Origin of the sequence: Providencia alcalifaciens DSM 30120 (assembly GCF_000173415.1) — a bacterium.
GTDB lineage: Bacteria > Pseudomonadota > Gammaproteobacteria > Enterobacterales > Enterobacteriaceae > Providencia > Providencia alcalifaciens.
Genome location: NZ_ABXW01000053.1, coordinates 335,675 through 347,742 on the forward strand (window position 1 = coordinate 335,675; position 12,068 = coordinate 347,742).

General features: G+C 42.1%; 9 protein-coding genes and 1 other RNA gene. 6 read left to right on the forward strand and 4 right to left on the reverse strand.

The window, feature by feature from the left end; genetic code table 11:
* Nucleotides 1-114: 114 nt before the first annotated feature.
* Entirely contained in the window at nucleotides 115-531 is a 417-nt protein-coding gene (gene menI, locus PROVALCAL_RS14630; RefSeq protein ID WP_006660093.1) for a 1,4-dihydroxy-2-naphthoyl-CoA hydrolase, read from the reverse strand.
* On the reverse strand, nucleotides 528-3,584 hold the full coding sequence (ydiJ, locus tag PROVALCAL_RS14635; protein WP_006660094.1) for a D-2-hydroxyglutarate dehydrogenase YdiJ: 3,057 nt from the start codon (nucleotides 3,582-3,584) through the stop codon (nucleotides 528-530). Before ydiJ ends, menI begins: the two co-directional genes overlap by 4 nt.
* A gap of 254 nt (nucleotides 3,585-3,838) precedes the next feature.
* Between ydiJ and ydiK the strand changes: the two genes are divergently transcribed.
* Nucleotides 3,839-4,954 (forward strand): AI-2E family transporter YdiK, encoded by a 1,116-nt coding sequence (ydiK, locus tag PROVALCAL_RS14640; protein WP_006660095.1) that lies wholly within the window; start codon nucleotides 3,839-3,841, stop codon nucleotides 4,952-4,954.
* Between the two features lie 235 nt (nucleotides 4,955-5,189).
* Nucleotides 5,190-5,296, forward strand: an RNA gene (gene rprA / locus PROVALCAL_RS19340) — antisense sRNA RprA.
* 370 nt (nucleotides 5,297-5,666) lie between these two features.
* On the opposite strand, the gene ppsA is transcribed toward rprA, so the two are convergent.
* On the reverse strand, nucleotides 5,667-8,045 hold the full coding sequence (gene ppsA, locus PROVALCAL_RS14645) for a phosphoenolpyruvate synthase (protein WP_006660096.1): 2,379 nt from the start codon (nucleotides 8,043-8,045) through the stop codon (nucleotides 5,667-5,669).
* A 280-nt stretch (nucleotides 8,046-8,325) separates the two neighbouring features.
* On the opposite strand from ppsA, the gene ppsR reads away from it, so the two are divergent.
* From ppsR to PROVALCAL_RS14665, 4 genes are all read left to right on the forward strand, one after another.
* The gene (ppsR, locus tag PROVALCAL_RS14650; RefSeq protein ID WP_179896531.1) at nucleotides 8,326-9,168 is read left to right on the forward strand and encodes a posphoenolpyruvate synthetase regulatory kinase/phosphorylase PpsR; all 843 of its coding nucleotides are present in this window, start codon (nucleotides 8,326-8,328) and stop codon (nucleotides 9,166-9,168) included.
* Between the two features lie 135 nt (nucleotides 9,169-9,303).
* Complete coding sequence (locus PROVALCAL_RS14655; RefSeq protein WP_006660098.1) at nucleotides 9,304-10,353, forward strand: 3-deoxy-7-phosphoheptulonate synthase; 1,050 nt, start codon at nucleotides 9,304-9,306, stop codon at nucleotides 10,351-10,353.
* Nucleotides 10,354-10,634: 281 nt separating this feature from the next.
* A complete protein-coding gene (locus PROVALCAL_RS14660) occupies nucleotides 10,635-10,955 on the forward strand; it encodes a hypothetical protein (protein WP_230083783.1) in 321 nt (106 codons plus the stop codon).
* 213 nt (nucleotides 10,956-11,168) lie between these two features.
* A complete protein-coding gene (locus PROVALCAL_RS14665; RefSeq protein WP_006660100.1) occupies nucleotides 11,169-11,384 on the forward strand; it encodes a helix-turn-helix domain-containing protein in 216 nt (71 codons plus the stop codon).
* 4 nt (nucleotides 11,385-11,388) lie between these two features.
* Here PROVALCAL_RS14665 and PROVALCAL_RS14670 read toward each other — a convergent pair.
* On the reverse strand, nucleotides 11,389-12,068 hold a 680-nt coding region (locus PROVALCAL_RS14670; protein ID WP_006660101.1), incomplete at its 5' end, for a phage tail fiber protein.

Consider the following 12,068-nt stretch of genomic DNA (forward strand, 5'->3'; position numbering starts at 1 on the left):
TTAATTGAGTAAAAATAAATAATTCAGATAGGTTATAAAGTTTTGATATGAAAGACAAATAAATGGATGATACCCTCAAATAAACTGAGGGTATCTATCAGGCGAAATTGCTGATTATTCAAACAAAATCGCGGTGGTTAAACGAGAAGTACAACACAGCTGCCCTTTCTCGTTAAAAATTTCGATATTCCACACCTGCTGACGACGCCCTAAATGAATCGGTTTGCAGACACCTCTCACTATACCTTCCCGAGCGGCACGAACATGGTTAGCATTAATTTCCAAACCAACCACTCGCTGCTCACCTTCACTGCAAAGATAACCGGCAATGGAACCTAAAGATTCCGCTAATACCACGGATGCTCCACCGTGTAATAACCCAAAGGGTTGCTTAGTACGGTGATCTACCGGCATCGTCCCTTCAAGGTAATCATCACCAAAGCCAGTGATTTCAATCCCCAAGTGGCCTAACATACAGCCTTCAGCCATTGCTGCCATTTGTTGTAAGTTAAATTGACGCTTCCAAATCATGAAACAATCTCCAGTAAGGCTTGAATTGGGTGTTTAATTGCCGTTTTTTCCATTCGTTTTACTTGGCTACGGCAGGAATATCCCGAGCTTAAACAACGCTCTAAGGGTAATTTTTCTATCGCAGGTTTCCACGACAAATTATAAATACCTTTTGAGTTTTCGAGATTCGCAACTTCATGACCATAAGTACCCGCCATACCGCAACAACCCACGCTAACATTGATGAGCTTGCGTCCATAACGCGTAAATAATGCCGCCCACTGATTAGCACTATTAGGCAATGCGGTGGATTCTGTACAGTGACCAAAGAAATACCAAGGCTGCTCATCCGCTCCACTCGTCTCTATTTGCACCGGTAATGAAATTAGCCATTCATGAGCTAGCATCACCGTAAATTGGCACTGCTGCTCGCCCAATATTTCATGATATTCATCGCGATAACATAGTACCAGCGCAGGATCGACCCCGACCATAGGTAATTTCAGCTTAGCAACCCGATTTAAAAACTCCGATGTTTTACGTGCGGTTTTTGCAAAGCGACTTAAAAAACCTTTAATATGCTGCGCTTTGCCATTCGGTGAAAACGGCAATAAGACAGGCTTATAACCCAATTTGTCAATCAGCCGAACAAAGTCAACGACCACTTTCGCATCATAATAACTGGTGAACGGATCTTGCACGACTAACACATGTTTTTCACGTTGGCTCGCTGACATTCCCTCAAGTTGCTCCAACGTCATTGATGTTGCGGCATGACCCGATAACTCTTGTTTCAACGTCGGTTGTGAAAACAGCGGCAAATCCACCATACCAATGGTGCGCTCACTAAGCTTTTGCACCAATGTTTGGCGTAAAAAGAAGTTAAACACACCCGATGCCTTTGACAGCAATGGTGCACTCACTTCCACATTCGCCACAATATGGTCACGCACAGGTCGCAAATAGCGACTATGGTAAAGAGCAAGGAATTTTGCACGGAAAGATGGCACATCAATTTTAATTGGGCATTGAGTGGAGCACGCTTTACAGGCTAAGCAACCTGACATGGAGGCTTTTACTTCATGGGAGAAATCATAGTCCCCCTGTTTAGCACGCCATGAATTACGCGTTTTTTCAATTAGCCCACGCAGCGATGGAGAATCGCTTTTGACACCTTTATCAATCTGTTCTGGTGTTACGCCTTGCTCTGCCAATAGGCGTAGCCATTCACGGACTAACGTGGCGCGACCTTTCGGTGAATGAACCCGCTGACCACTGATTTTCATTGATGGGCACATTGGGCTTTTCACATCAAAGTTAAAACATAGCCCATTACCATTACAATCCATAGCTCCCCGAAATTCTTGGCGCATTTGAATTGGAATTTGACGATCAAAAGTACCTCGTTTCACCGCATCGACTTGCTTCATTGAGGCATCGATACCTGCAGGTGGGCATATTTTACCTGGATTCAAACGGTTATCGGGATCAAAAGCCGCTTTTATATTGCGTAGTTCACCATATAGCACCTCGCCAAAGAACTCAGGGCTATATTGTGCCCTAAAGCCTTTACCGTGCTCCCCCCACAGTAACCCGCCATATTTTGCAGTTAACGCAACAATCTCATCAGAAATTTGCTTCATCAATATTTCTTGTTGAGGGTCGCACATGTCTAATGCAGGACGAACATGTAGCACACCGGCATCGACGTGACCAAACATGCCATAATTCAATTTATGTCTATCCAACAGAGCCCTAAACTCGGCAATATAATCCGCAAGGTGTTCTGGTGGTACACAAGTATCCTCAACAAAAGGGATCGGTTTTGCTGCGCCTTTACTATTACCCAGTAATCCCACTGCTTTTTTGCGCATATTATAGATACGTGTAATATCATCCAGGTCATGGCAGACCTGATAACCAATCACTCCAGCCTGATTATTTGCCATCAGTTCATCAAGACGTTGGCATAAGCTATCGGTCAACTGATTAATTTCATTCTCATCATCACCACTAAACTCAACAATGTTCAGCCCTAACATCTCTTTATTCGGGACATCTGTGATTAGTGATTTTACTGAGTGCCAGACGATATCTTCTTTCGCTAAATTGAGCACTTTGGAATCAACTGTTTCCACTGATAGTGCCTGTGCTTGTACCATAAATGGTGCATTACGTAGCGCAGATTCAAACGAATCATATTTAACGTTCACTAGGCGACGTACTTTCGGTAACGGCGTAATATCTAATGTGGCTTCGGTAATAAACGCCAGAGATCCCTCAGAACCTGTTAAAATACGAGTTAAGTCAAACTGGGTAAGGTCATCACTAAAGACATGACGTAGGTCATAGCCCGTTAAAAATCGGTTTAATTTTGGGAATTTTTCTTCGATTAACGGACGTTGCTCTAAACAACGCTCAAGTACGGTTTTATAAATTCGACCTTCTACTGAATCCTCTAACGCAATCGTTTGGGCGAGTTCGATAGGCATAGCTCGGGTATCTAGGCAGGCGCCCCCTAAAACCATCGCTTTAACACCCAAAACGTGATCTGACGTTTTGCCATACACCAATGAGCCCTGTCCAGATGCATCAGTGTTAATCATGCCACCCAGTGTTGCACGGTTACTCGTTGATAATTCTGGAGAGAAGAAATACCCATACGGTTTTAGAAACTGGTTAAGCTGGTCTTTAATAACCCCCGCTTCAACCTTTACCCATCCTTGCTCTGGGTTAATTTCTAAAATTCGATTCATATAACGGGACATATCCACCACAATACCTTCGGTGAGTGACTGCCCATTTGTGCCCGTACCACCTCCCCGTGGAGTGAAGCTGAGTTCGCGGTATTTATCTTGCCCTGCTACGCGCGTAATAATTTGCACGTCAGCACTTGAACGTGGAAATATAACTGCGTGAGGTAATAGTTGGTAAATGCTGTTATCCGTTGCCATAGACAAACGCTCAGCATAGCTGGTGCCAGTATCACCAGTAAAACCTTGCTGTTGTAACTCGTGCAGAAATTGTATGGCTAACTGACTAAGATGTGGTGCTTCAGATATACGCGGGATCATTATTAATCATGACTCTTGTTGTTGAGTAATCGCATTTGTCGTGATGTACTATCCTTAGTTTAAGTAGCACAATAGGCACAAGGTTTATTGAACGATCTCCTCGCGACCTGTAAAGATAGCGCATCTGCCGATGACATTGTCAGTAAAACCATATCACAATATTGTTTCTTTTAAGCATGAAAAATAATTACGTTATTTTCACCTGTAAAAGCACTAACCCCACAGAATTTTCATTTATTAAGGATTGATCATTAATGGAAAAATCGCAAAAACGCTTGGACTTACCCAAGCTTGTCCTAGGGCTGCTCTCCATTATCTTTATGATAGCCACCTGTTTTTGGGTTTTAAGCCCATTTATTTTAGGATTTATATGGGCGGGGATGATGGTGATTGCGACTTGGCCAATTCTCTTACGATTAGAAGCACGCCTTTGGCATAAACGTTGGCTCGCCTCACTTACCATGGTTCTGCTGATCTTTCTTCTATTTGTTATTCCAACCAGTATTTTGATTGGCAGCATTATCCAAAACAGTGCGCCGCTCATTGAATTGGCAAAATCCCCCACTAACATGACACTGCCTGACTTAGAGTGGTTAAACCAAATTCCAATGGTGGGCGAAAAACTGTATTACGCTTGGCATAGTCTCGTCGCCAGTGGCGGAAACGCATTATTGGCAAAAGTTCAACCTTACTTTGGTCAAGCTGCGGGTTGGTTTGCCACTCAAGCCATTAGTGCTAGTCGTTTCTTGTTCCACCTTGTCTTAATGCTACTATTTAGCGGGTTACTCTACTATAAAGGTGAATTAGTGACTTTGGGTGTTCGTCACTTTGCTGTACGCCTTGCCGGCATTCGTGGTGATGCAGCAGTGGTTCTCGCAGCGCAATCCATTCGTGCTGTCGCGCTAGGGGTTGTCGTCACTGCACTGATCCAAGCGATTGTCGGTGGAATTGGTCTAGCTCTGTCTGGTATTAGCTATGCCGCTATCCTTACTGTTTTAATTTTTATCTGCTGCGTAGCGCAACTTGGTCCTCTGCTAGTGATGGTGCCTTCTGTGCTCTGGTTATTTTGGACAGGTGATACCACATGGGCGATTATTCTCGGTGTATGGGCAGCGGTTGTTGCGACCATGGACGGCGTATTACGCCCTTGGCTCATCAAGATGGGGGCAGACCTTCCTATGGTGCTTATTTTAGTGGGAGTCATTGGAGGCATCTTGTCATTCGGGATGATAGGTCTATTTATTGGACCGGTTGTACTGGCCGTTTCATACAGCCTACTTAAAGCGTGGATGAACGAAGTTGCGCCACCAAGCGAAGATTTAGAAGCCACTGAAAAATTTCTTGAAGAAGAATTTTTAATGAAGAAATAAATTTAGTTTAATCCGGAAAAACATGTTTCATTTTGAACATGTTTTTCCATTTAGACATTCTCATTAATATTTAGAAACAATATTTAACACTCTACTGTTAGTTTTTATTTTAAATTATGTTAATATCCCTCCGTCGAATGAATAATCATTTTAGAACAATAAGTAATATTTTATTAAGAGTGTTCTGAGTGATTAACTTATTTAAACGGTTTAATATATTTCCGTTAATATCTCTTCGATAATGAATTAATAAGTTGCGTTATTTAATTTCCAACGTGACTTACTTAGCCGAATTGCTGTGTGTAGTCTTTGCCTGTCAGCCCATGATAGGCTTTTTTTTTGTCTTTACTCTCCCAGTACCTACTCCCATCTGCGTCACAGTCATGTCCAGACCTATATTAACAATATAATATTCTTATTACTCTCCATATACGTAATTACGCATAATTAGAGTGATGGGTTTAATGGAGTTAATGGTTTTTATTAATTCAATGGTATTATATTTAACATTGATAATGAATAAAGCGTGAGACTGTAGTTTTATTTTGCTGAAATTCTGAATAATATATTATGAATATTTACGTAAATTAAACTTATATTTTATTTAATACGGATGAGTTGGTGAAAGCGTTATATATATAAATAAAGGTCGGTAAATAGTTATTATTTACCGACCTTTTTATAATTACCCATCTAAAAATGAATAATTAACCTATTGATTTTCTGCGATTGTCACCCAAGTTTGCACAACAGTATCTGGATTCAAAGATAGGCTATCAATGCCTTCATCCACCAGCCATTGAGCGAAATCTTGATGGTCTGAAGGACCTTGCCCACAGATGCCAACATACTTGTTCTGACGCTTAGCCGCTTTGATTGCCATCGACAACATCGCTTTCACTGCATCATTACGTTCATCAAACAATTCAGATACAACACCAGAATCTCTATCAAGACCAAGCGTTAACTGAGTCATGTCATTTGAACCAATGGAGAAACCATCAAAATGCTCAAGGAATTGGTCTGCTAATAGTGCGTTGGATGGGATCTCACACATCATAATAAGCTTGAGACCATTTTCGCCGCGTTTCAAATCATGCTTAGCTAATTCAGCCACAACAGACTCAGCTTGTGCGACAGTACGAACGAATGGAATCATGACTTCAACGTTAGTCAGTCCCATCGTGTTACGGACACGTTTAACCGCTTCACATTCTAATGCAAAACAATCACTGAATTTTTCAGAGACATAACGCCCAGCACCGCGGAAGCCCAACATTGGGTTCTCTTCCTTCGGTTCATACTTATCGCCACCGATTAAATTCGCATATTCATTGGATTTAAAGTCAGATAAACGAACGATAACGCGTTTAGGCCAGAATGCCGCAGCCAGTGTTGAAATGCCTTCAGTTAGCTTGCTAACATAGAATTCCACTGGGTCATCATAGCCAGCCATCATATTACGGATTTCGGCTTGCAGCTCAGGAGTTTGCTCATCGAATTCGAGCAGCGCTCTTGGATGCACACCAATCATCCGGTTAATGATAAATTCAAGTCTTGCTAAGCCTACGCCTTCATTCGGTAAACAAGCAAAGTCAAATGCACGGTCAGGATTACCCACGTTCATCATGATTTTCACATTTAAACTTGGCATATCTTTAACTTGAGAGCTTTGAACTTCAAACTGTAGCTTTCCGTCATAGACAAAACCGGTATCCCCTTCAGCACAAGAAACCGTGACTTCTTGATTTTCTTTCAGAGTATCCGTTGCATCGCCACAACCGACAACTGCGGGAATGCCCAGTTCACGAGCGATAATTGCTGCGTGACAAGTACGTCCACCACGGTTTGTCACGATGGCGGCAGCTTTTTTCATGATCGGTTCCCAATCAGGGTCCGTCATGTCTGTCACTAACACATCTCCTGGTTGAATGCGATCCATTTCACTTAAGTTATGGATGACTTTCACCGTTCCTGCGCCAATACGATGACCGATAGCACGGCCTTCAACTAAAACCTGCCCTTGGTCTTTCAGTTGGTAGCGTTCCATAACCTGCTGGTTAGAACGAACGGTTTCAGGACGCGCTTGGACAATATACAGACGACCATTATGACCATCTTTTGCCCATTCGATATCCATTGGACGACCGTAATGTTTTTCAATCTGTAACGCTTGGCGAGCTAGCTCTTCCACTTCGAGGTCAGTTAAAGAGAAACGATTGCGTAGTGCTTCTGGCACATCTTCAATCTTCACTTGCTTACCGTGCTCTTTACTGTCCGCGTAAACCATCTGCAACTTCTTAGAGCCTAAAGTACGGCGTACAATTGCAGGCTTATTGTTTTTCAGCGTTGGTTTATGCACATAGAATTCATCTGGGTTTACCGCGCCCTGGACAACCATCTCGCCAAGACCATAAGCCGAGGTGATAAAGACGACTTGGTCAAAACCAGATTCAGTATCGATAGTAAACATAACACCGGAAGAAGCGAGGTCAGAACGCACCATTCTTTGTACCCCCGCAGACAGTGCAACGCCACGATGATCGTAACCTTGGTGTACACGATAAGAAATAGCACGGTCATTAAACAGCGACGCAAACACATGTTTAATAGCAACCAAAACCGCATCAATCCCTTGAACGTTAAGGAATGTCTCTTGCTGCCCAGCAAATGAGGCATCCGGCATATCTTCAGCGGTTGCTGATGAGCGAACAGCAAATGACGCTTCGGCTTCACCTTCAGAAAGCTGGAGGAATGCGTCACGAATATCCTTCTCTAATGCTGGCGTCAATGGTGTATCAATAACCCATTGACGGATCTGAGCACCGGCTACCGCCAGTTGGTTCACATCATCAATATCCGTTTCATCTAGCAGGTTGTAAATACGCTGATTTACACCGCTCTGCTCCAGAAAATCATTAAACGCCTGTGCGGTTGTCGCAAAACCGTTTGGTACGGATACACCAAGATCGGACAAGTTGGTAATCATTTCACCGAGAGAAGCATTTTTGCCTCCAACACGGTCAACATCATTCATCCCTAATTGGTTATACCAAAGTACATTACACGGAGTAAGGCCATTTGTGGACATTGAAAGCGATCCTTTTATAGCAATTTAGTGACAGACAACAAATCGTAAAAAATCTCGTTGGCGAATAATCGCCGCGGGAATAGACTAGCACAGACGTTATGGGAAGATGGACTGGTGAATCGTTCCATCAATTAATAAAAATTTTTTGTTCTAAAAATTGTTCAAAATTTGGCTATACTTCCCCCACAAATTATTTTTTGACGTTTATTCACTAACAATATTTTTCAAAACTCAGAAAAAACACGATAAAAAGAAGCTATTTATGAGCGAATTAAATTCTATGAGTAAAAGTGCCAGCCAAGTCCAGCGTACCGTTTTTTTCATCTCCGATGGCACCGCGATTACCGCTGAAACGTTAGGGCACGCTGTCTTATCTCAGTTCCCTTTATCCTTTATTTCTTACACGTTGCCGTTCGTCACCAATCAAGCCCGTGCCCTTGAAATTAAGCAAAAAATCGATGCCATCTACGTGGAAACGAACCTTCGTCCTTTAGTGTTCTATTCAATCATTTCGCCAGAAGTCAAAGAGATCATCACCCAAAGTGCAGGTTTTTGTCAGGATATTGTCCAAAGTCTTGTTGCCCCAATCCAACGAGAAGTGGGATTAGAGCCTGAGCCTAAATTGAATCGTACTCATGGATTATCCATGCAAAATATGAATCAATATGACGCTCGCATTGCCGCCATTGAATATACTCTCGCACATGATGATGGAATTTCACTGCGCAACCTTGAGCAAGCCCAAGTGATCTTAATTGGTGTATCACGCTGTGGGAAAACACCCACCAGCTTATACTTAGCGATGCAGTTTGGTATTCAAGCCGCTAACTATCCCTTCACGGCTGATGATATGGACAATTTACAATTACCCGCAGCATTGCGTCCATATACTCACAAATTATTTGGATTAACCATCAGCCCTGAACGACTCGCGGCTATTCGTGAAGAACGACGAGAAAACAGCCGTTATGCGTCACTCCGCCAATGTCGTATTGAAATTGCAGAAGTAGAAGCTCTATTTAGACAAAATAAAATCAATTACTTAAATACGACGAACTATTCCGTTGAAGAAATTTCAGCCAAAGTGATCGATACGATGGGATTACAGCGCCGTATTTTTTAATAAAATTAATTATAAAAAATTATTCATTCACCCTAGTTGATGGTTTGAATTTGAGCCACTTTCGTTTATTGTGACATTAGTCACTAATACGGCAGGACAAAATGGTTCAGCCGAGTACCAGTTTTGAGAAACGAAATGCAAAAAACAGATGAGTTACGCACTCAGCGAGTGGACAGTTTAATTACGCCACAAGCGCTCGCTGAGGAATTTCCTATATCCCAAGCAATTGCCGAAAACGTGACAGCGTCACGTAAAAGAATTGAAAAGATCTTATCCGGTGAAGACCCTCGTTTATTGGTCATCGTAGGTCCGTGCTCTATTCATGATATTGATGCTGCTATTGAATATGCGAATAAGCTCAATGTGCTACGCCAAAAATATCAAGATCGCTTAGAAATTGTCATGCGCACCTATTTTGAAAAGCCTCGCACCGTTGTAGGTTGGAAAGGTTTAATCTCTGATCCACACCTCGATAATTCATGCCAAGTGAATACAGGGATTCGATTAGCCCGTAAGCTTTTGATTGAAGTTAACCAATTAGGGTTAGCAACCGCCACTGAATTTTTGGATATGGTGACCGGACAATACATTGCTGACTTGATTAGCTGGGGTGCTATCGGCGCAAGAACAACAGAAAGCCAAATTCACCGCGAAATGGCGTCTGCACTCTCCTGCCCTGTAGGCTTTAAAAATGGAACTGATGGCAATATTAATATTGCAATTGATGCCATCCGTGCCGCTAAAGCACAACATATGTTTTTATCTCCAGATAAAAACGGGCAAATGACTATCTACCAAACTCGCGGTAACCCTCATGGGCATATCATTATGCGCGGTGGTAAAAAACCTAACTACGAAGCGCAATACATTTCACAAGCCTGTGAAAAGTTAAATGAGTTCGGTTTGGCTGAGCATTTAGTCGTCGACTTTAGCCATGGGAATTGCCAAAAGATCCATCGCCGTCAATTAGATGTCGCGCAAGACATCGCACAACAAATAAAGCAAGGCTCCAAAGCAATTAGCGGTGTCATGGCTGAAAGCTTCTTAAAAGAAGGTAATCAAAAGATTTGTGCAGATCAGCCTTTAGTCTATGGTCAGTCAATTACCGACCCATGTTTGGGTTGGGAAGATACAGAACAATTGATTGAAATTCTGGCTGACGCCGTTAATTCCCGTTTTAAGTAACTCGTCATTGAATTGCTCCCTCAGTGCTTTAGATGCCTTTTTAATCTAAAGCACGCTTCTCTATCTCCCCCTCAAATACATCTCAGTAAACCAATTTCACCATCAATATAATTATCTGACTATTTACTATTTTTCATTATTATTATCCAGAAAACACTTGATACCATCACTTTATTAACGATAATGATTATCGTTTTAATTATGAACTACCCATAAATAGTTTTCTTATTTAGGCAACTAGCACTCTATTAACCAGGAAAGGATTTCCGATGGCGTTTATCATGACATGCGCATCAAGACAAGATGCTCCTCGCACCAAGATATTTTCTTTATCAACATTAACAGTTGCTCTTGCAATGACCGGTTTTAGTACAACAAGCCTAGCAACCAAGGATGTAATCTACGTCACAACCCCTCCACTAAATAGCGAAAAATTTGCTGTTGCAGAACAATTTGAAGTGATTGACGCAACTGCACCTGAACAACAAACTGCGTCATCTGCCCTTGATTTATTAAAAGGACAAGCGGGTATTTTTGTGACTGGGGCGGGTAGTACCTATGGACAATCCGTACAAATGGTGGCATACAGATTAATAAGCTAGCATATTCATGTTATAGCGTGGAAATACAGACAATTACCGCAAGCTGATTTAGAACTGTTGGAGAGTTCGAGTTCATTTGCGGTAATTTTTTGCCCCAAATCTGCCCCATTAAACAAATACCATCATCCTCACGTCACAATTTCGGCACAGTTTGTCACAGTGATTTTTCCTACGTGCTATGCTCATTCCAAACCCATCACCTACTAACTAACAATGAGAAATAAAAATCTCGGAACCATCATCAAACAAAAACGCATCGAAAAAAATATCTCAACATCGGAAATCGTTAAAAACTTAGCAATCCCCGAAGCTGAGTATATTCGAGTCGAAAGTGGTAATGCGTCTATCTATGTAGATGATTTGATGATTATTACTGAAATACTCGGTGTTGATATGCGCGAATTGTTGGAAGTATATAAGCGTAATTAGAGCACTATAGCAAAGCATCATCCTCGCAGATATCTTGCTTTTCACTCTCCGCTTCCTCTTGCGCAGCTTTTTCAGCCTCTTCTTTCGCTACCCGTTCAGCTTCAATTTTCGCTAATCGCTCTGATTCTGCTAGCTTCTGATTGTAGATAGAGTTAGGTGGCATTTCGACCCGCATATCTATCCAGCGGGATTCTGGAACATCACACGGCTCATAGTTTTCAAAGTAAACAGGCGCACCCTCTTCAGCAAAGTACTTTATGCGCTTGTTCTGGAAACGCTCTGGCATCTCTGCGTTCTGCTGATGGAAAACAAACACTTCAATATCGCCATCTGGTCTCACCTCATAATCAATGAGAACCATGTTTTTACCGTTATGGTCTTGAGGAATGACAAAGCCGTTATTGACACCCCATGCGCCATCAGCATTGAAACCGATAACACCTTTAATGAGATAATGACCTACACCAAGGTGTTCCATTTCAACACCTTCAGACTCATCATTAAGCTCAACATGGTCTGCGAATACTTTAATGACTGGAGAAGCAGCCTTTAAGTTTCCGTTTGCATCTTTAGTGGTATTTGCCGTGCCATATAAAATGTTTTTATTGTTATATTGCCCCTCAACACCACCTCCAACAACAACGTTTCCAGAACCAGGATGAACACAAAAGGAAGCCCACGCAT